This window comes from Brumimicrobium oceani, assembly GCF_003143775.1.
Classification (GTDB): Bacteria; Bacteroidota; Bacteroidia; order Flavobacteriales_D; family Crocinitomicaceae; genus Brumimicrobium; species Brumimicrobium oceani.
The window spans coordinates 479,772-500,889 of the sequence record NZ_QFRJ01000002.1 but is presented as its reverse complement, the minus strand read 5'-3'; the positions used below and the strand labels follow the sequence as shown (position 1 = coordinate 500,889).

At 36.8% G+C, this 21,118-nt stretch carries 14 protein-coding genes; 12 read left to right on the top strand and 2 right to left on the bottom strand.

Annotation, left to right across the window (positions count from 1 at the left end; genetic code table 11):
* Positions 1-314 precede the first annotated feature (314 nt).
* The 7 genes from DIT68_RS04975 (at position 315) to DIT68_RS04945 (ending at position 10,658) form a co-directional block, all read left to right on the top strand.
* The gene (locus tag DIT68_RS04975) at positions 315-3,695 is read left to right on the top strand and encodes a methylmalonyl-CoA mutase family protein (RefSeq protein WP_109358702.1); all 3,381 of its coding nucleotides are present in this window, start codon (positions 315-317) and stop codon (positions 3,693-3,695) included.
* A gap of 111 nt (positions 3,696-3,806) precedes the next feature.
* Positions 3,807-4,103, top strand: coding sequence for a hypothetical protein (locus DIT68_RS04970; protein ID WP_109358701.1), 297 nt, complete (start codon positions 3,807-3,809; stop codon positions 4,101-4,103).
* A 5-nt stretch (positions 4,104-4,108) separates the two neighbouring features.
* Complete coding sequence (locus tag DIT68_RS04965) at positions 4,109-4,396, top strand: cell division protein ZapA (protein ID WP_109358700.1); 288 nt, start codon at positions 4,109-4,111, stop codon at positions 4,394-4,396.
* Positions 4,397-4,490: 94 nt separating this feature from the next.
* On the top strand, positions 4,491-6,023 hold the full coding sequence (gene rny, locus DIT68_RS04960) for a ribonuclease Y (protein WP_199223375.1): 1,533 nt from the start codon (positions 4,491-4,493) through the stop codon (positions 6,021-6,023).
* Between the two features lie 225 nt (positions 6,024-6,248).
* Entirely contained in the window at positions 6,249-8,123 is a 1,875-nt protein-coding gene (locus DIT68_RS04955) for a T9SS type A sorting domain-containing protein (protein ID WP_109358698.1), read from the top strand.
* A gap of 381 nt (positions 8,124-8,504) precedes the next feature.
* Entirely contained in the window at positions 8,505-9,866 is a 1,362-nt protein-coding gene (locus DIT68_RS04950) for a pyridoxal-phosphate dependent enzyme (protein WP_109358697.1), read from the top strand.
* A gap of 9 nt (positions 9,867-9,875) precedes the next feature.
* On the top strand, positions 9,876-10,658 hold the full coding sequence (locus DIT68_RS04945) for an ABC transporter substrate-binding protein (RefSeq protein ID WP_233244154.1): 783 nt from the start codon (positions 9,876-9,878) through the stop codon (positions 10,656-10,658).
* A gap of 3 nt (positions 10,659-10,661) precedes the next feature.
* Here DIT68_RS04945 and DIT68_RS04940 read toward each other — a convergent pair whose 3' ends face one another.
* A complete protein-coding gene (locus DIT68_RS04940) occupies positions 10,662-11,993 on the bottom strand; it encodes a glutathione S-transferase family protein (protein ID WP_146194124.1) in 1,332 nt (443 codons plus the stop codon).
* A 121-nt stretch (positions 11,994-12,114) separates the two neighbouring features.
* On the opposite strand from DIT68_RS04940, the gene DIT68_RS04935 reads away from it, so the two are divergent.
* Entirely contained in the window at positions 12,115-12,672 is a 558-nt protein-coding gene (locus tag DIT68_RS04935; protein ID WP_109358695.1) for a 1-acyl-sn-glycerol-3-phosphate acyltransferase, read from the top strand.
* 292 nt (positions 12,673-12,964) lie between these two features.
* Complete coding sequence (locus DIT68_RS04930; RefSeq protein WP_109358694.1) at positions 12,965-13,444, top strand: YkgJ family cysteine cluster protein; 480 nt, start codon at positions 12,965-12,967, stop codon at positions 13,442-13,444.
* A gap of 277 nt (positions 13,445-13,721) precedes the next feature.
* Here DIT68_RS04930 and clpB read toward each other — a convergent pair whose 3' ends face one another.
* Complete coding sequence (gene clpB / locus DIT68_RS04925; protein WP_109358693.1) at positions 13,722-16,343, bottom strand: ATP-dependent chaperone ClpB; 2,622 nt, start codon at positions 16,341-16,343, stop codon at positions 13,722-13,724.
* A gap of 280 nt (positions 16,344-16,623) precedes the next feature.
* Between clpB and DIT68_RS04920 the strand changes: the two genes are divergently transcribed.
* The 3 genes from DIT68_RS04920 to DIT68_RS04910 all read left to right on the top strand — a co-directional run bounded on the left by DIT68_RS04920 (position 16,624) and on the right by DIT68_RS04910 (position 20,078).
* Entirely contained in the window at positions 16,624-17,478 is an 855-nt protein-coding gene (locus tag DIT68_RS04920) for a formate/nitrite transporter family protein (RefSeq protein ID WP_109358692.1), read from the top strand.
* Positions 17,479-17,616: 138 nt separating this feature from the next.
* Positions 17,617-18,189 carry a DUF4293 family protein gene (locus DIT68_RS04915; RefSeq protein WP_109358691.1) on the top strand — a complete coding sequence of 191 codons (573 nt, stop codon included), beginning with the start codon at positions 17,617-17,619 and terminating at the stop codon, positions 18,187-18,189.
* The gene (locus tag DIT68_RS04910; RefSeq protein WP_109358690.1) at positions 18,189-20,078 is read left to right on the top strand and encodes an ABC-F family ATP-binding cassette domain-containing protein; all 1,890 of its coding nucleotides are present in this window, start codon (positions 18,189-18,191) and stop codon (positions 20,076-20,078) included. Before DIT68_RS04915 ends, DIT68_RS04910 begins: the two co-directional genes overlap by 1 nt.
* Positions 20,079-21,118: the final 1,040 nt, after the last annotated feature.

Genomic DNA, 21,118 nt, shown 5'->3' with positions numbered 1-21,118 from the left:
TGCGAAAAAAAGCGATAAGTAAGATGCATAGGGCTTGGACGGAGACAACAAAAATTCAAAATCTATACAATTTATAAAAATCGTCTGTTTCCGACCAATCACTAAATAGTAGATTTTTTAATTACAAAATTTTTCTTTTTAGTTACTAGACCAATTATTATCGTTTTAACAATTGAAAATACGTCTATTCAGATTCAATTTCCTCTAATTTATAAATATCTGTCTCCTCCCATTACTTTTTTAAATTACCCAGCCAAACCCACACTGTTTCAACATAAACTCACTATATTTGCGGGTATTCAGTATTTGAAATTATGGAAAAGATATTACCTTATAAAACAAAGAATAAAGTTCGAATAGTTACTGCAGCCTCACTTTTTGATGGTCATGATGCAGCAATTAACGTAATGCGAAGAATCATTCAGGCCTCCGGTTGTGAAGTAATTCACCTTGGACACGATAGAAGTGTGGATGAGGTAGTAAATTGTGCCATTCAAGAAGATGTGCAAGCAATTGCAATGACATCTTACCAAGGAGGTCATACAGAATATTTGAAATACATGTACGATTTACTCCAGGAAAGAGGAGCGCCGCAAATTAAAATATTTGCTGGAGGAGGGGGGACTATTCTACCTTCAGAAATCGATGAATTACACGCCTATGGTATCACAAAGATTTATCATCCAGATGATGGGCGTGAAATGGGCTTACAAGGAATGATCAATGATTTAATTGAAAAATCTGATTTTCCAGTAGGTAAAGATGTTGAGATTGATCCAAAAATCTTAAAGAATAAAAAAGATGCAGATATCGCAAAAGTGATTTCAGCGGCAGAAAATTTCCCGGAAGAATCAAAAGCTTTATTGGATGAAATGCATGTTTTAGCAGAAAATGCAAACGTCCCTGTTCTTGGAATTACGGGAACGGGTGGTGCAGGAAAATCTTCTTTGGTAGATGAGCTGGTTCGCCGTTTCTTAATCGATTTTGAGGACAAAAGAATTGCTGTTGTTTCTGTTGATCCATCGAAAAGAAAAACAGGTGGTGCTTTATTGGGCGACCGTATTCGAATGAATTCTATTTCTAGCGATAGAGTTTACATGCGTTCTTTGGCGACTAGACAATCTAATTTGGCATTGTCAAAATATGTAGCAGAAGCCTTATTGGTACTAAAAGCAGCAGAATTTGATTTGATTATTTTAGAAACTTCTGGAATTGGTCAGTCAGATACTGAAATTATGGAGCATTCTGATGTGAGTTTATATGTAATGACGCCAGAATATGGTGCGGCAACTCAATTGGAGAAAATCGATATGTTGGATTTCGCAGATGTCATCGCCTTAAATAAGTTTGACAAGCGTGGAGCTTTAGATGCGTTGAGAGATGTTAGAAAGCAATACCAAAGAAATCATGTTCGATTTGACGATCCTGTAGACGCTATGCCTGTTTTCGGAACGATTGCATCGCAGTTCAACGATCCAGGAATGAATCAATTGTACAAAGTGCTTTTAGAAACGTTGAAAGAAAAGACGAATACCACACTGGCTTCAACATTTGAGATAACGGATGAAATGTCTGAGAAAATCTTCGTTATTCCACCGGAAAGAACACGTTATTTATCTGAAATTTCTGAGAGCAATAGAAATTATGATCGTTGGGTTGATGCTCAAGTGATAGTTGCAGACAAAATGTATGCCGTACAAAAATCTATTGAGACTATTTCTGATAGTGAAATGGAGGATAAAGACAGATTGATTAAGGGGTTAACTGAAACTTTCGAGAAATTGAAAATGGATTTGAATCCACATAATATGGTGGCCATAGAAACATGGGGAGATACTATTCAAAAATACAAAGACCCCGTTTTTAAATTCAAAGTGCGCGATAAAGAACTAAAGATTCAAACGCATACGGAATCACTTTCTCATTTACAGATTCCTAAAATCGCCTTACCAAAATATTCTTCTTGGGGAGATATTTTGAGATGGTTATTGCAAGAAAATGTGCCAGGAGAATACCCTTACACAGCGGGATTATTCCCTTTCAAGCGTGAAGGAGAAGATCCAACACGAATGTTTGCTGGTGAAGGAGGACCAGAACGTACAAATAAGCGTTTCCATTATGTGAGTTTGGGAATGCCAGCAAAAAGACTTTCTACAGCATTTGATTCTGTAACACTTTACGGAAACGATCCTGCGGAGCGACCAGATATTTATGGTAAAATTGGTAACTCAGGAGTTTCGATTTGTTGTTTAGATGATGCAAAGAAACTCTATTCTGGTTTCGATTTAAGTGATCCAAAAACATCGGTTTCAATGACTATCAACGGTCCAGCACCTATGTTATTAGGGTATTTCATGAATGCTGCGATAGATCAAGCCTGTGAGAAATACATTAAAGCCAATAATCTAGAGGAAGAAGTTCGTGAAAAGATTAAATCAATTTTTGATAATTTAGGTACAAAGCAACCTGTTTATCAAGGGGAACTTCCTCAAGGAAATGATGGATTAGGATTGATGTTATTGGGTATTACAGGAGATCAAGTTTTACCAGCGGATGTGTATGCAAAAATCAAAAAAGACACACTTGCAGTCGTTCGTGGAACAGTTCAAGCAGATATTTTAAAAGAAGATCAAGCACAAAACACATGTATTTTCTCAACAGAATTTGCTTTGCGTTTAATGGGAGATGTCCAAGAATACTTCATTAAAGAAAAAGTAAGAAATTTCTATTCTGTATCTATTTCGGGTTACCACATCTCTGAGGCAGGCGCTAATCCAATTACACAATTGGCATTGACACTTTCCAACGGATTTACTTATGTAGAATACTACTTAAGCCGTGGAATGGATATCAACGCTTTTGGACCAAATCTTTCCTTCTTCTTTTCGAATGGGATAGATCCAGAATATGCCGTGATAGGTAGGGTAGCAAGAAGAATTTGGGCCAAAGCTATGCGTGAAAAGTATGGTGCAAACAAACGTGCTCAGATGTTGAAATATCACATTCAAACGTCAGGTCGATCACTGCATGCACAAGAAATTGATTTTAACGATATTCGTACAACACTTCAAGCGCTTTATGCGATTTACGATAACTGTAACTCATTGCATACTAACGCTTATGATGAAGCGATTACAACTCCAACAGAAAACTCTGTTCGAAGAGCAATGGCCATTCAGTTGATTATCAATAAAGAATTAGGTTTGGCGAAAAACGAAAATCCAATTCAAGGTTCGTTCATCATTGAGGAATTAACAGACTTAGTTGAAGAAGCAGTATTGACCGAATTTGATAGGATTACTGAAAGAGGTGGTGTTTTAGGTGCGATGGAAACGATGTATCAGCGTTCTAAAATTCAGGAGGAATCATTGCATTACGAAACTTTGAAGCACACTGGAGAGTTCCCAATTATTGGAGTAAATACTTTCAAGAGTTCAACAGGATCTCCAACAATAGTTCCTAAAGAGGTGATTCGTGCAACAGAGGAGGAAAAGCAATATCAAATAGAAATGCTATCCGAATTGAAAGAAGCACGTAAAGAGGAATCCGAAAAATGGTTGGCTATTTTACAAGAAGCAGCAATCAAGAATGAGAATATGTTCGAGAAATTGATGGAAGCAAGTAAGTTCTGTTCTTTAGGACAAATTACTACTGCTTTGTTTAATGTTGGAGGACAATACAGAAGAAACATGTAATGGTTTTCCCACCAGTAGAGGCGCAATGCACAACCACATTAAAAAAATCATTCCAAAAATTAATTGTTTTATAAGCATGCAAATATTATCTTTGTGTGATTCGTAAAAAAAATGGAAGAAATTCAAAAAGTAATAGCAGAAATAGAGTTGAAAGTGGCAAAAATGCACGCTTCACTCATTAATGTTAAATCTGAAAACACCGAATTGACATCAGAGCTACAATTGCTTAATGAAAAGTTGAGAGAACGTGCAGATGAGGTTCAGGATTTCAAAGACAAGTACGATGATTTATTGCGTCAAAACGAGGAGCGTGTTTCACTTGAAGAAAAAAACAAGAAAGGAAACGCAGAACAAATAGACGCACTGGTAAGGGAAATAGATGACTGTATAGGTCGATTGAAAGCATAAAATATATGAGTAAAGTATCAATTAAAATAGTTATTGCTGGACGCAATTATCCACTCACCATAAATGAAGGGGAAGAGGAGAAGGTTCGCAAGGCTGTGGAAGATATTAATACAAATATTCAGAAGCTACAAGAGAGTTATGCAGTAAAAGATATGCAAGATTTATTAGCGATGACTTCGTTGCAATTGGCAACCCGTGTAAACGATGCACCTTCAGATGGAAAGGAGCGGGTTTTGAAATCGGATATGTTAGCAGCATTGAAGTTGTTGTCTCAAAGTATTGAAGTAGAGTAATAAATAGCTTGCATTTTTTATAATAAACGTTTCCCACTTTTTTTTTAAGCAATAGTGCTTTTTAAAGACGTGGGATTTTTAATTTTTAATAACTATGGAAATAATAATAGGAGTAAGTATAGGACTGATAATAGGAGTCGTACTTGCCTTTGTAGTGCAAAACACACTGTTGAAGAAAAGAAAAGAACAGATTCTTAATGAAGCCGAAACTGAGGGCGAGTCTATTAAGAAAGACAAGATCATTCAAGCGAAAGAAAAGTTCTTAAACTTGAAAGAAAACCATGAGAAAACCATAAAAGATCGTGAGCGTAAGTTGCAATCTGCGGAAGATAGAACTAAAGCTAAAGAGAAAAATTTATCTAAGAAAATTGAAGAGATTAATCGTAAAGAGAAGTCTTTAGATGCTAAAACCGCAAGTTTGGAAGAGAAGATTCAATTGACCCAAACGAAGCATGACGAATTGGAAAAAATCCAAGATAAGCGTGTTTTAGAGCTGTCCCGAATTTCAGGAATGGATGTGGAAGAAGCGAAAAAACAATTGATGGAAGCATTGAAGGATGAAGCGCGAACAGATGCAATGGCCCACATCAAAGATATTGTTGATGAAGCAAAGTTGAATGCCAACAGAGAAGCAAAGAAAATTATTATTCAATCTATTCAGCGTGTTGCGCATGAGCAAGCGGTGGAGAATGCAGTTTCTGTGTTTAATATCGATTCTGATGAGGTGAAAGGTAGAATTATTGGACGTGAAGGGCGAAACATTCGTGCCTTGGAAGCAGCTACTGGAGTTGAAATCGTAGTGGATGATACACCAGAAGCAATTTTACTGTCTTGTTTCGATCCAGTGAGGAGAGAAATCGCGAGATTGGCAATGCACCAATTGGTTTCAGATGGCCGTATTCACCCTGCCAGAATTGAGGAGGTGGTAGCGAAAACAAGAAAATCATTAGATGATGAAATCGCGGAGACCGGTCGTAGAACTTGTATAGATTTAGGTATTCACGGTCTACACCCTGAGTTATTGAAGATGGTGGGTAGAATGAAGTACCGTTCTTCTTACGGACAAAACTTATTGCAACACAGTAGAGAGGTAGCCAACATTTGTGCAATCATGGCTTCTGAATTAGGATTGAATGTGAAATTGGCTAAACGTGCTGGTTTGCTCCACGATATCGGAAAAGTTCCAGAGGATGAACCAGAATTGCCACACGCTATTTTAGGGATGAAAATTGCAGAGAAATTTGGTGAAAAACCAGATGTTTGTAATGCAATAGGCGCTCACCACGATGAAATTGAAATGACGACATTAATTTCTCCACTTGTGCAAATAGCCGATGCGATTTCTGGAGCTAGACCAGGAGCACGTCGTGAGGTGGTGGAGTCTTACATCAATCGAATTAAGGAACTAGAGAATCATGCACTTTCTTATGATGGTGTAATCAAAGCCTACGCTATCCAAGCAGGAAGAGAGCTACGTGTTATGGTAGAAAGTGAAAAAGTTTCAGATTTAAAAGCGGATGAATTGTCATTTGCAATTTCTCAAAAAATTCAAACTGAAATGACTTATCCGGGTCAAGTGAAAGTAACTTTGATCCGTGAAAGAAGATCAGTGAACTATGCGAAATAGGTCATTAGGAGGTATTTAATTACGAATTATAAAAAAGCCATTCTCATCGAGAATGGCTTTTTTCCTTTTTATAACTTTTGCCAGAGACAAAAGTCTTGTCCCTGTATGCAAGAGTTACAATTCGTCCCTACATTATTCTTTGAATGATCAATTACGGCGTAGCTTTCCAATGAAAACTTATATTCTCATCCCGCGGATTACTCTATTTTTCACTAATTTTATGTCATGAAGAATTTATATCTATTTGTCACGACTTTATTCTTATTCAGTTCTACTTTGTCTTTTGGACAAACAGAGGAACCAAGTGTAATTAAAAAACAAGGAACATATTTGGGTTTGTCTCAGCCCTTGAGAGATTTGCCGCAGATTCACGATGAAAAATCTATGGCGTATTATAATGACGAAGCCAAGGTGCGCAAGAACAGAGTGCGTCCAGAATATTTGGACTCTTCAGCGTTGCCGTTAAAGTTTGATCCTTTGGTCAACAATTATTCCATGAAGTCCTCAGGGCCCGCAGAAAAGAAAAGAGGAGAGGTAAAGCTACTTCAAAACTTTATTGGAATGGATGGTGCGTTTCCGCCAGACCCATCGGGAGCAGTAAGCGATCAGTATTATGTACAGGCCGTCAATGTTGCATATCGTGTTTATAACCTGGATGGCTCTCCGGTTACCGGAATTATTCAATTAAAAGATTTGTGGCCAGGGTCAACAAATTCAGGGGATCCTATTGTTTTATGGGACAGACATGCTGAAAGATTTTTAATTACTCAGTTTCAAACAGGATCGAATGAAATATTGCTGGCTGTTTCTGAAACTTCTGATCCAACAGGTGCTTATCATTTGTATGCTTATAGTTTTAATAGTTTTCCAGATTACCCAAAATATTCAGTGTGGTCTGATGGTTATTATATGACCTCAAATACTCAGGGAAAAGGCGTTGTTGTTTTTGAACGTGACAAAATGCTGGTGGGAGATCCTAGTGCTTCCATGATTAATCTAAACTTGCCTCCATTCGCCACGCAAAACTTTTTTAATAGTGTGCTGCCAGCGGATGCTGATGGTGACCTACCACCTTATGGAACTCCAATAAGCATGTTCTTGTTTCAAGATGATTCTTGGAGTGGTGGAATAAATGAAGACCATATTAAAGTGTTAAAAATGACCACCGATTGGAACACACCAAGTAATTCCTCTATTGTGGTTGACCAAGAAATCGTAACTGTTCCGTTTAACTCTACTTTCACCAATTCTTGGGATGATATTATTCAAAAAGGAACAAATCAGAAAATCGATGCGATTGCTTCTGTTTTTAATTACAGAGCTCAATATTTGATTTGGCCAACTTACAATACTGTAATGCTTTGTAATGTGGTGGATATCGATAACAACAACACGGCAGGCATTCGCTGGTATGAACTCCGTCAAGATAGCGATGGAGATGATTGGGGAATTCATCAACAAGGTACATATTCAATTGATGATGGGAATAGTCGTTTCCTGGGAAGTATAGCCATGGATTATAATGGGAATATTGGAATGGGCTATTCTGTTTCGGGACCGACGGAATACCCTGGATTAGCGGCTACAGGACGTTTGGCGGGAGATGATTTAGGTGAATTTACCTTTACTGAAACTTGGGCGCAAAAAGGATTGTCCTACCAAAAAGGGGGTAACAGATTTGGAGATTATTCTCATATGTCTCTTTCTCCAGACGGACAAGAGTTTTGGTATACAGGAGAATATATTGGTGATACGGGGCCATTTGGGAATATTGGCGATAGGAAAACAAAAATTTTCTCATTTAATCTGCAAAGTCAGGTGGGAATAGAAAATGAATCGATGAAATCCGAAGCAGCGCTAATACTTATGCAAAATGATGAAAGTATTCTAGTTCAAGGAAGTGATTTGCCTGTTTCAGAGGAAATGTATGTTGATTTATTCGATATCAGTGGAAAATTAATTGAAAGGCAAAAGAAAGGAACATTCAATGGAGAATTGAATACATCCTTTGACAAAACTCGTTTGTCGAATGGTGTCTACTTGGTGAGGATTGGCAAAGAGAGTTTTATGCGGGTGGAGAAGATTGTTGTTTCAAGGTAGCGGGGAATCAGACAACCACGAGAATATTCTCGCGGTAGCCTTTGATTGATTTTGCATTTTTCAAATTTTAAACCATTTTAACAATGATGAAGGTCGATTACTCCCTTTGGTCATGAGATCGCTTCGCTAAGTTTACAAATCGTCCCGACATTATGTCTTCGAATATTGGTTAATGTTTTGGGAGGAAAAAATCGGCTGGGGAATGCCCAAAAACCAATCAGCAATTGGGTGTTTTATTATCTGTTTTGGAATTTTTCGTTTTGTGACGCTATTTCATTTGATAAACCAGGTTTTAGTCATTAAAAATACCCCTAAACGAATTGTCAAATCTCAGTTTTATTTATCGCTTATCATTTGTTACCTTTGCAAAAAATAGATTTGATGAAAATTTACAACAACATATTAGAAACCATCGGTAACACACCAATGGTAAGGATCAATAAAATGACCAAGGATATTCCAGCAACTGTTTTGGCTAAGGTTGAAACTACAAATCCTGGAAACTCTGTGAAAGACAGAATGGCGGTAAAAATGGTCGAAGAAGCTGAAAAGCAAGGGTTGATAAAACCTGGAGGAACCATTATTGAGGGGACTTCTGGAAATACTGGAATGGGCTTGGCATTGGCAGCCGTGATTAAAGGCTATAAACTGATTTGTGTTTTAAGCGACAAGCAAAGTAAGGAGAAGATGGATATTCTTCGTGCGGTGGGTGCTGAAGTAGTGGTTTGTCCAACAAATGTTGAGCCCGAAGATCCACGCTCTTATTATTCAGTTTCTAGAAGATTGGCAGAAGAAACCCCAAATTCTTGGTATGTAAATCAATATGACAACTTGGCCAATCGTGAGGCGCACTACGAATCTACTGGACCTGAGATCTGGGAGCAAACGGATGGGAAAATCACTCATTTCGTTGTTGGTGTTGGAACAGGAGGAACCATTTCTGGTGTAGGAAAATACTTGAAGGAACAAAATCCGGATGTTAAAATCATTGGAATTGATACTTATGGTTCTGTTTTCAAGAAATATCACGAAACAGGTATTTTTGATGAAAATGAAATCTACCCGTACATCACAGAAGGAATTGGAGAAGATATTTTACCAAAAAACGTTGATTTCGATACAATAGATCATTTCGAAAAAGTAACGGATAAGGATGCTGCAATTTACACTAGAAAATTAGCACGTGAAGAAGGGATTTTTGTGGGGAACTCTGCGGGTTCTGCTATCAAGGGAATTCTTCAAATGAAAGACATGTTCAAGAAAGACGATGTTGTTGTGGTTTTATTCCATGATCACGGAAGTCGATATGTGGGTAAAATGTTTAACGATGATTGGATGAGAGACAGAGGTTTCTTGGAAGAAGCGCATAAATCTGCTCATGATTTATTAGAAAATCACAAAGACCATCCTTTGGTAACTATTGGTGTGGAAGAATTGGCTTCTCACGCGGTGGCAAAGATGAGGCAATATAAAATTTCTCAAATTCCAGTTACCAAGGACGGAAAGTTTGTTGGTTTGATCGACGAAACTGCTTTGATTAATCAAATGATTGGAAATGAACAAATGAAAGATGAAGCAGTGGGCAAAATCATGGGGCCTAAACTTCCTGTTGTTCAACCGAATACTTCAATCAAGGAATTGTCTAAATTGATTAACAAGGATGTGCCTGCAGTCTTAGTAGAACTAGGAGAGGACAAATTCCATATTGTTACAAGGCACGATGTAATTAGTGCAATGGCTTAATTTATAGTTGTGATTGATCAATTGGGAGATGATATAATTTTAGAAAAGGAACCGATGAGAATTATCTCTTTGGTTCCTTCTCAAACTGAATTGCTTTATGATTTAGGTTTAGGCGATAGGGTGATTGGGATTACTAAATTTTGTATACACCCCAATGAATGGTTTCGTTCCAAGGAAAGAATTGGAGGAACAAAAGATGCGAATATTGATAAAATTGCTGCTTTGAAACCTGATTTGATTATCGGTAACAAGGAAGAAAATACCAAGGAAGATATTGAAGCATTGCGCAAGATTGCTCCCGTTTATATGAGCGATATTTATGATTTAGAAGACAGCCTGGAAATGATTGCTCAGGTTTCAAAGCTCTGTAATGTTGAAAAGCGAGGAGTGGAGATGGTTGATGAAATTAAAAGCAATTTTAGAACAATAACTCCTTTTACGCACAAAGCTAAAGTGGCCTACTTGATTTGGAAAGATCCTTTTATGGGCGTGGGCTCAAACACTTTCATAGATGTTATTCTTACGGACCATATGGGAATGATGAACGTTTTAGGAAATCAAGAACGCTATCCTGAATTAGATATGGAAAATCTTCCTGAATTGGATTATGTTTTCTTGAGTACTGAGCCATATCCTTTCAAGGAAAAACACTTTGCTGAAATACAAAACTACTTCCCGAAAGCTAAGTTAATGCTGGTAGATGGAGAGTATTTTACTTGGTATGGCTCAAGATTGATCAATGCACCAGCTTATTTAAAAGGATTGATGAGGGAAATGAGGGCTGAGCTATGACTTTTAGTTAAAGAGTAACAGTCCGTATTTCGCAATTTCTACGGTCATAAATTTTTCTTCTCGAATAGAAATTTCTCCTTTAATCTCCAATGAATCTCCTGCTTGCTCTGCGTGAATATTAAAATGCTCTACCTCTTCCAAAAACTGCTTTGAAAGCTTAACAGGTGGCATCATTTTGATGAAACCGGCAATAAATCCTTTTCCCTCGATTTCTAAAATAGTGGATGGATAACCATTCATTGAATAATGCGGTTTTATTTCTTTGGCGGTATATTTAGGCTTTTCTGTGACTCCAATATGAATTTCATTTTCTGAAACTTGAGTGTAATGGTAGACTACATCTCCGAGTGTAATGTGTTGTTTTTCGAAATTGACTAAATCACGATAATATGGATTGAGGTCTTTCATCAAGCTATCTATCTGAATCTTGTCGTCTAACCTGAGTACACAATCTAAATTGGGCAATACAGCCATAGAGCCGTTTATTTCGCCTATTGTAACACCATAAACTAAGATTTGCATCGATTTGATGTGGGGGATTGTTACGCCCAGTTTACTCAAAAAGTTGGTTAAATATTTCATCGCATCTTCAGGTATTTCACTGGTTTGAAGCTGGAAATATTTTTCTGAAATGGGAAGATGTAGAGCATTCTGAATAAAGGATTGAGCAATTGCACTGTCTTTCAGCTTACCTTTTCCTTCAATAAAAATAGTTTCTTTTTCAATGTTCAAATTGAGACTTAAGTCATTTAAATACTGGTCACCCTCACCTCTATAGGCTAGGTTCAGCATAGGTTGAGCGTGTGCAGCCTGACCATCTTTTTTTTCTGAATTGATGATGCGATTTGCCAAATTTGTGTAGTGACTTCTTGCTTTTCCTGGGCTTCCTTCATCTAGATTGATAATGACGCCATATTTAGAATTACTATTTTTTATTGTGTGTTCTTCACTACTTTGATACCTGTCGAAATCTGCCTGATTGGAGAGATTAAAAAGTAATCCTTGTGCACTATTCCCTTGCCAGTTATCATAGAACACAACAACTTCAGAGGTGATGTCAGCTCCTAATCTGTTGGTGACTTCTCCTTCTTTTGGAATGAATAATTCAGCGCTACTTTTATCTAATTCGGTATTAAATAAGACATCGACTAATAGCTCTTTAATAAGTTTTTTTGAGTTTATGGTCATCACGAAATCTACTTCTTCTGGCACGAGGCTTTTGTTTGAAAAAGATTTAGTTTCTGCTGTGAAGCTTATGATTCCAATAATAATCCAGAGGTTCACTAAAAGCAACAGCGCAATAGCAAATTTATATACACGTTTATATTTTTTCACGACCTGCGGAGGATTCATTTATAAAAATTATCTTTGTTGCTTAAATTTTGTATTGGTAAAAATAGTCATTAACCGATACAAAATAAAGGAGTAGTTAAACTTAATAATTTTTCAATATATAATGATGGGGAAAGTTTCTTTGTGGATACTGAAATTAATGGGTTGGGATATCAAAGACAGTCCTGAAGGAGTAGATAAAGCAGTTATTGTAATGGGGCCTCATACGAGTAATTGGGATTTCATTATAGGAAAATTAGCGTTTACTTACTACGGTGTAAAAGGCCGTTATCTAATTAAAAGCGAGTTGTTCTTTCCACCTTTGGGTTGGTTTTTAAAAGCGATTGGTGGAATTCCAATTCATCGAGGGAAAAATAATAAATTTACCGATCAGGCCGTAAAGCATTTCAATAATAACGACTCAATGTACATGGTTTTTACGCCAGAAGGTACAAGAAGTTATAGTCCAAATTGGAAAAAAGGATTTTATTATATAGCGCTTCGTGCAAAAGTTCCAATTTATATTGGTTACATGGACTACGAAAAGAAAATTGGAGGATTTTTAGATTTGTTTACCCCGACAGGGGATGTAGAAAAAGACATTGCTTTCATTAAAAAGGAGTTAAGCCAATTCAAAGGAAAGTATCCTGAAAAAGGCATACGCGCGGTGGAAGATGAGTAAGGTGCGCTGAAATGTTTTGCGTTTTTGCTTTGTTCTTCTTCTCTTTTTTCAAGCTCATGCAAATGGGATTCTTCTTTTGGTGAAAATTATGTTGTTCAAGAAAAGAAGAATTGTGCTTAATTGAAGAGCATACCATTTTCTTTTTTATTAAATGGCGCCGAAAGTTGTCGTAAAGTAATTTTAAATCAAGCAAGGCTAAAGCACAATTTAGAATTCTTTAAAATTAATGCAAATAAGGTATAATCTCTATTTTTTGCAGGAAGCTTAGCTTTATTCCCCTAACTTTGTCGCAATGAAATATCAAGAAGATTTAGACATTGCTAAAGAGAATAAAGCCGATAATAAAAGGCTTAAAAAACAAATGCGAAGAACTCCGGAGAGGAAACTCGACGAAAGATTCCATGCGGAACACGAAAAAGCATTTCAAGATATTGACTGTTTAGAGTGCGCAAATTGTTGCAAAACAACAAGCCCTATTTTCCGAGATATCGATATTAAAAGGTTGTCCAAAAGGTTCCGAATGAAGCCCATTCAATTTATTGATGAATACCTGAGGGTAGACGAAGAAGAGGACTATGTTTTAAAATCTTCACCTTGTCCTTTCTTGTTTGACGACAATACTTGTAGCGTTTATGAAGACAGACCAGCGGCGTGTAAAGAATACCCTCATACCGACAGAAAGAAAATGTTTCAAATCATTGATCTTACGTTAAAAAACACCGAAATCTGTCCTGCTGCTAGTAGGATAGTAGAAGCGATGAGAGGAATCTAAATCGGAGGTTTAAATTTCAGTTTTGAGCAAGAGTATTGAGTATACCGATAAAAATCGGTACAGGTTGAGGGAGGATCAAATATTGTTTTTCTAATTGATTTGCTTTTATGGGCATAAATTCATAATCTAAAATAAAAAATCCTCCATACTTTTCAGTACAGAGGATTTTCTCTTTTATTTCTCTTTGTGAAATCGGGCAAAGCGAAGATGTAACCTCTCCCTCTCCCTATTTTTTCTCTCCCAGCCGATTTATCGGCGACTCTCTCTAGAAATTGTCTTAAATAATTTCTTCTTCTTCCTGAGAAATTGGTTTTCTAAACACGATTTTACCATCAAATAAATCTACAATTACATTTTGAGACTTATCAATTTTCTGTGCGAGTAAGTCTTTCGATAACTCATTTAGAATACTCTTTTGGATTACTCTTTTTACTGGTCTTGCACCGAAGTGAGGATCATAGCCTGTTTCTGCAATCCAATTCAAAGCATCGTCTTTCACGATTAATCTGATATCGTGTTGCTCCAATTGTTTTTTCAAGTTATTCAACTGGATTTCTACAATTTGCTTGGTGTTTTCCTTAGTTAAAGGCGTAAACAAGATTTGTTCATCAATTCTATTTAGGAACTCAGGGCGAATGTGTTGCTTGAGGAACTCTCGCATTTCCATTTTTGTTTTTTCTGTAATCCTAGGAATCTCTGCTTCCACAGCACCTTCAAAGTTGCCTTGTATGATTTCTGCTCCCATGTTTGTGGTCATGATGATCAAAGTGTTTTTGAAATTCACCAATCTTCCTTTGTTGTCCGTTAATCTTCCGTCGTCTAATACTTGCAGTAAAACGTTGAATACATCTGGATGCGCTTTTTCAATTTCGTCCAGCAAAATAATAGAATATGGACGTCTTCTTACGGCTTCCGTTAATTGTCCACCTTCATCGTAACCCACGTATCCCGGAGGCGCTCCAACCAATCTACTCACGCTGTGCTTTTCTTGGTATTCACTCATGTCGATTCGCGTCATAGCGTTTTCATCGTTGAATAAATACGAGGCCAAAGTTTTCGCTAATTCCGTTTTTCCAACACCTGTTGTTCCCATAAATAGGAAAGAACCAATTGGTCGGTCGGGATTTTGCAAGCCTGCTTTGTTTCTTCTTACAGCGTCTGAAACGGCTTCAATGGCTTCTTCCTGCCCCACAACTCTTAGTCTCAATTCATCTTCTAAGCGCAAGAGTTTAGCTCTTTCACTTTCAAGCATTTTGTTTACCGGAATTCCAGTCCATTTAGAAACAACATCTGCAATTTCTTCTCCGTCCACTTCTTCCTTAATCATTTTGCTTTCGGCTTGAAGTTCTAGAAGTTTCGCCTTTCCATTTTCTACTTCCGTTTCAAGTTCTTTAACTTTTCCGTAGCGCAATTCGGCAACTTTTCCGTAATCTCCTGCACGCTCAGCTTGTTCCGCTTTTAGTTTAACTTGTTCAATTTCTTCTTTCGCATTTTGAATGGTATCAATTACGTCTTTTTCTGCTTTCCATTTGGCCATGAATTCATCTCGCTGCTCAGAAAGGTTGGCTAATTCTGCTTTTAAACTTGATAATTTCTGTTGGTCATTCTCACGTTTAATGGCTTCCCGTTCAATTTCTAATTGCATGATTTTTCTTTCGATTTCATCCAATTCCTCTGGTTTTGAATTGATTTCCATTCTTAGCTTAGAAGCCGCCTCGTCAATTAAATCAATCGCTTTATCTGGCAATTGTCTGTCGGTAATATAGCGTTGTGAAAGTTCAACCGCAGCAATAATCGCATCATCTTTAATTAAAACCTTGTGGTGATTTTCATATTTTTCTTTAATTCCTCTAAGAATTGAAATTGCATCATCTGCCGTAGGTTCATCGATCAATACTGTTTGGAAACGACGAACTAATGCTTTGTCTTTTTCAAAGTGTTTTTGATATTCGTCCAAAGTTGTTGCTCCAACCGCCCTCAATTCTCCACGCGCCAAAGCGGGCTTTAGAATATTCGCAGCATCCATAGCGCCTTCTCCAGCACCAGCTCCTACCAAAGTGTGGATCTCATCAATGAAAAGAATAATTTCTCCATCCGATTTAATCACCTCGTTGACCACCGCTTTTAAGCGCTCTTCGAATTCACCTTTGTATTTCGCTCCAGCAACTAAGGCTCCCATATCCAAAGCATAAACAATCTTTGATTTGAGGTTTTCAGGAACATCTTCTGAGACAATTCTCTGAGCGATTCCTTCAGCAATAGCGGTTTTACCAACTCCAGGTTCTCCAATCATAATTGGGTTGTTCTTCGTTCGGCGTGTTAGGATTTGTAATACACGACGAATTTCTTCATCACGTCCAATAATCGGGTCTAACTTCCCATTTTTTGCCATTTCATTGAGGTTGTTGGCAAATTTATCCAAAGACTTGTAGGTTCCGTCTTTGCCTTGAGAATCTACACTTTCCCCATCTCTTAATTTCATAATTGCTTCTTTTAAAGTTGATTTTTTGAACTTGTTGTCTTTCATTAAACTCGCTACTGAATCGTTTCCGTCCATTAAAGCGTAGAGTAAAATTTCTAATGAAAGAAACTCGTCCTTAAAGTTGCGCATTTCGTTCATTCCATAACTAAAAACACGTTGTAATGTGTTGCTTAGATAAGCTTGACCGCCTCCTTGAACTTTTGGATAATTTTTTATTATGCTATCCAAAGCCAATGTAAATGTAGCTAAATCACTGCCTAATTCTTTAAATATAAAGGGAAGAACACTGTCATCAACCTGAATCATGCCGCGCAAGACATGTCCAGTTTCTATCGCTTGCTGACCACCTTCAAGGGCTAATTCTTGCCCTTTTTGCACAGCCATTTGCGTTTTTGTTGTCCATTTATTCGTATCCATATATCTTTTATGTTTTAATTCTTATTTTCGATAGCTTTATATCAAATTCTAATCCATTGCTGAAATCCCTCTAGCTCAATGACAATATGGCGTTCGGAGTTGTTTTAAGCTGACGAAATGACTTGTTTTTCTCCTTAGATTTTGACTTCATTCTGTTTTTTAAGGAGAAATAACTAAAATTAGGGCTTGTTACTTTTTCGAAATTCGTATTTTATGGATTCAATTATTCCCAGTAAATTTAATGTAAATGCGGAGTAATCAGAATTAATCAGATTATTGAATGGAAAAAAAGACAAAGGAAAAAGATCAGGAGGACTATCAAGTGGATTTACAGAAAAAATCCGATGAAGTGGAAGGTACTCAGAAATACGACGATATTTTAAGTAACGTAATTCATGAGGGAGAAGAACTTTTCAAGGTAAATAATACAGCGATGTTGTTGAGTGGTATCATTGCCGGATTAGAAATCGGTGTGAGTTATTTATTGGTCTGCGTGGTTTACTTTCTATTTATTGGGGATGTAGATACGCAATTGGTGTTTAAAATGTTCAGCATTGTTTATCCCATAGGTTTTATTTTGGTAGTTCTTGGAAAATCAGCCCTTTTTACAGAGCAAACTTCTGTTCTAACACTCCCTGTTTTAAATGGTCAGAGAAGCTTTTTAGAGTTGTTAAGGGTTTGGTCTTTGGTGATTACAGGAAATGTCATTGGTGGGATTTTATTCGCTCTTTTTATTGGAATATTAGGACCCGAATTAAAACTTTTCGATACAAATACAATGGTTGCCGTGGGTGAACATGTCATTGATTATAAGTGGTGGGTACTTTTGTTAAGTGCCGTAACCGCTGGCTGGTTAATGGGATTACTAACTTGGTTGATTAACAGTACCAAAGGTTCAGTATCAAAAATCCTTTTAATTTTTATGATTACCGCAGTGATTGGTTTTGGTGGATTTCACCACAGCATTGTTGGAAATATCGAAGTATTTGGAGCTTTAATTTACTCCGATTCCCTGCTGTTTACGGATTATTTGTGGTTTTTATTTTTGGCGCTGGCAGGAAATGGTATCGGTGGAGCAATTGTAGTAGCGCTTTTCAAATACAGAATTTTTGAATCACATCATTTGAGTGAGTAGGGGAAATACAATTTGTTTTCCCAAGCAGAGCAATAGGGTATTTCTTGAATTTCAAAATAAGTTCTTTCATAGACTCTTTTCAATATCCCAACCAATATTCCACCAAAAAAAAACTATCTTTGCCTAAAATTTAAAACTATGATTCAACGCGTTCAATCCCTTTATTTATTGCTGACTTTAGGTGCTTTGATTTTTTTAAGTGTCGGAACGGATGTCTTTGTGACTGAAGTAGGACAGAAAGATCAATTTGAAATGATTAGTTATGGAAATGTATATGGAGTACAAAAGGATGTGCAGATTCATGGTGAGCTATCAGACAATAATATTTTATTGCTAAAAGAAGCAACGGGAAAAGTGAATATTGATGGAGATATGAAGGGAGTTCCGACTTATTACTTTCCTTTCTATTCAATTACCATATTGCTTTCTATGCTAACAGTTGTAGTATTGTTGGGGTATAAAAACTTACAAAGACAATTGAAATTAGGACGTTTATTGTTTGTGATGAACTTTCTTCTATTTGGTGCTGCAATCGCGTTGTACTATGTTTTCCGTAGTGCTACAATCGTTGAATCGGCAAGCTACGAGGCCAGTGCGCAGTTAGGTTTTGGTTTTTATTGCATTGCCATCGCCTTGGCATTTTCTTTCTTGGCAAACATTGGAATTCGTCGTGATGTGCGACTTATTAAATCTATAGATCGTATCCGTTAATGAATTATTTATCAGTTGAACAATTAACCAAAACGTATGCAGACCGTACGATTTTTGAAGATTTAAGTTTTGGTATAGACCAAGGTCAGAAAGTTGCCCTAGTAGCCAAAAATGGAAGTGGGAAATCAACTTTAATCCGTTGCATCATGGGCGAAGAGCCTTTTGATAGTGGGAGAGTGGTTTTTCGAAATGGAATTAATATCGCTTATTTACAACAGGCGGATGACTTGAATCCAGAAAACACGATTTACGAAGAAATTTTTGATCATGATTTACCGAAATTAAACGTTTTTAAAAAGTATTCTAAAGCTGTTCGAGAAAATGACGAATTGGCGATGGCAGAACTTTTTGAGGAAATTTCAGAATTGAATGCTTGGGATTTAGATAGTTTGGTAGAACAAGTTTTGTCTAAATTAAAACTAGATAATCATGAAGCGAAAATATCAACGCTTTCTGGAGGTCAACGAAAACGAGTAGCTCTGGCAAAAGTTTTAATCTCAGAACCCGACTTTTTATTTTTGGATGAGCCTACCAACCACTTGGATTTAGACATGATTGAATGGTTGGAAGAGTATCTTTCAAAGTCGAATTCTACTTTATTCATGGTAACGCATGATCGTTATTTTTTGGAGGTTATTACCGACATCATTTATGAATTAGAAGACGAGCAAATCTACCGTTACAAAGGTAATTTTTCTTATTATCTAGAAAAGAAAGCCGAACGTGAAGAAAACAAAGCCATTGAGGTTGGAAAAGCCAGGAGTTTATTCAAATCAGAATTACAATGGATCAGGCGACAACCTAAGGCCAGAGGAACAAAACAAAAAGCAAGGACAGATGCTTTTGAAGGAATCAAGAAAACAGCGAGTCAGAACATAGAGAAGGAAGAGCTTGAAATTCCAATCAAAATGGAACGTTTAGGTTCTAAGATTTTGGAATTGCACAAAGTCTCTAAAAGCTATCCAAACTTAAATATTCTTGACAATTTAACTTATACATTCAAGCGACAGGAGCGTTTGGGAATTGTAGGGCCAAATGGAGTGGGTAAATCAACACTATTACGAATTATTATGGGTGAGGAGGCTCCAGACTCGGGTAAGGTAGTCGTTGGAGACACGGTTGTTTTTGGTTATTATTCTCAAGCCAACATCGAAGTGGATGAAAATATGAAAGTAATCGACGTAATTCGCGATGTAGCGGAGTTTATACCTTTAGAAAAAGGTAGAGAAATGTCTGCTGCACACTTCCTCGAAAAGTTTCTTTTTCCGCGCCATATGCACCACAACTATGTTTACAAATTGAGTGGAGGAGAGCAACGCAGACTGAAACTGATGAAAGTTTTGATGTCTAATCCCAACTTTTTGATTCTGGATGAGCCAACTAACGACTTGGATATTTACATCTTGAGTGTTTTGGAAGATTATTTAAAGAATTTCCAAGGATGTTTGATTGTGGTTTCGCATGATCGTTATTTCATGGATAAAATGGTGGATCATATTTTCGTTTTCGAAGGGGATGCCAATATCAAAGACATCACTGGGAATTATACTGTTTATCGCCAGAATTTAAAGAAAGAAATTCTCGAGGAACAAGCCGAAAAAAGGTTAGAAAAAGCAGAAGCAGCAAAAGTACCCGTTGAAAAAAAGGTTGAAAAATCAGTTCAAACAGAAGCAAAAAGAAAATTAAGTTTTAAAGAGAAGAATGAATTTGAAACATTGGATTCAGAAATCGAAAAACTTGAAACTGAAAAAGAGGAGTTAACAGCAATCTTATCTGGAGGAACGTCAACATCTGAAGAATTAAACGAAGCGAGTAAACGCATTGGTGAATTGATGATTGAGTTGGAAGCGAAAACTGAAAGATGGATGGAGCTGGCTGAGTTTGCTTAAGGGTAAAATTCTTCGGAGGATCTCGTCAGTTGACGGAGACTTTATCTTTGTATTAAAACCGAATTTAAATTAGCTTTAAATGCCTATCCGATACTTTACCAGTAAATGTATCTAATCAAGTATGTGGTTAAGCGGTGAACCGACAAGATCCTTTCGCAAATTTCTATTTTCAACAAATTGAAAAAGAAATTTACTTCAAGATGACATTGGGCTAGGGCTATATTTCAAACGAGAGGAAAAAAACAAAAGCGCCAGAGCGCTTTTGTTTTTCCTCTCGTTTGCCCACTAACTCCCACAACTGTCATCCTGATCATTGTTGAAAATTATGATTTTCAACAATGGAAGGATCTTGTCAAATTTAAAAGAAAACCATTTTCTATTGTAATTTATTAAATTGCTGGTAAGGCTCTCGACAAGCATTTAGCTTTAAAATGATTGACTTGCATTAATATCAGGGTAGGCCAGAGTTTTAAATCAAACTATTGAGAGTTTCTAAAGGCTTAGTAAAAGGCATTCCCAATTTATTCTTGATCTAAAAAGAGATCACTCGTCGTTGCACTCTGTCGGGATGATAGATTTAGGTATTTAAGGTCGAGAAAACACCACCATGACTTCGTCATTCTGCCGTTATTGAATAACCTCCATATTTAAAGACACAATCTAAATTATTATCGAACAGGATATATTGAAAATTATTGGGTCACATTAAATTTGTGGGGATATGCTATATCATAAAACAATGGCCAGCTAATATCCACACGTCAATTACAAGTAAAATCACGTCAAGATTTTTTGAATTTATGCTTCATTTCGAATCAAGATCGACTTTTAGCTATAAGTTTTCTTGTAGCTTGTCGATGTGGAACTAGACCGAGAAATAAAAAGAAGTTCCCACAAGATTATATCTTGTGGGAACGCTTTAGGTATTTCGGGAACGCTTTATTTACCTAATTTGCTACTTTGTGGTATTTCTTGTGGGAACGCTTTAGTCTTGTTCTTTCATGCACTTCATCTTTTACAAAGTCTAAAAGATTGACTCA

Bases quoted from the DNA above. Each gene is read 5' to 3' on its own strand.
- DIT68_RS04975 (WP_109358702.1), top strand. From the start codon at position 315: ATGGAAAAGATATTACCTTATAAAACAAAGAATAAAGTTCGAATAGTT.
- DIT68_RS04970 (WP_109358701.1), top strand. From the start codon at position 3,807: ATGGAAGAAATTCAAAAAGTAATAGCAGAAATAGAGTTGAAAGTGGCA.
- DIT68_RS04965 (WP_109358700.1), top strand. From the start codon at position 4,109: ATGAGTAAAGTATCAATTAAAATAGTTATTGCTGGACGCAATTATCCA.
- rny (WP_199223375.1), top strand. From the start codon at position 4,491: ATGGAAATAATAATAGGAGTAAGTATAGGACTGATAATAGGAGTCGTA.
- DIT68_RS04955 (WP_109358698.1), top strand. From the start codon at position 6,249: ATGAAGAATTTATATCTATTTGTCACGACTTTATTCTTATTCAGTTCT.
- DIT68_RS04950 (WP_109358697.1), top strand. From the start codon at position 8,505: ATGAAAATTTACAACAACATATTAGAAACCATCGGTAACACACCAATG.
- DIT68_RS04935 (WP_109358695.1), top strand. From the start codon at position 12,115: ATGATGGGGAAAGTTTCTTTGTGGATACTGAAATTAATGGGTTGGGAT.
- DIT68_RS04930 (WP_109358694.1), top strand. From the start codon at position 12,965: ATGAAATATCAAGAAGATTTAGACATTGCTAAAGAGAATAAAGCCGAT.
- clpB (WP_109358693.1), bottom strand. From the start codon at position 16,343: ATGGATACGAATAAATGGACAACAAAAACGCAAATGGCTGTGCAAAAA.
- DIT68_RS04920 (WP_109358692.1), top strand. From the start codon at position 16,624: ATGGAAAAAAAGACAAAGGAAAAAGATCAGGAGGACTATCAAGTGGAT.
- DIT68_RS04915 (WP_109358691.1), top strand. From the start codon at position 17,617: ATGATTCAACGCGTTCAATCCCTTTATTTATTGCTGACTTTAGGTGCT.
- DIT68_RS04910 (WP_109358690.1), top strand. From the start codon at position 18,189: ATGAATTATTTATCAGTTGAACAATTAACCAAAACGTATGCAGACCGT.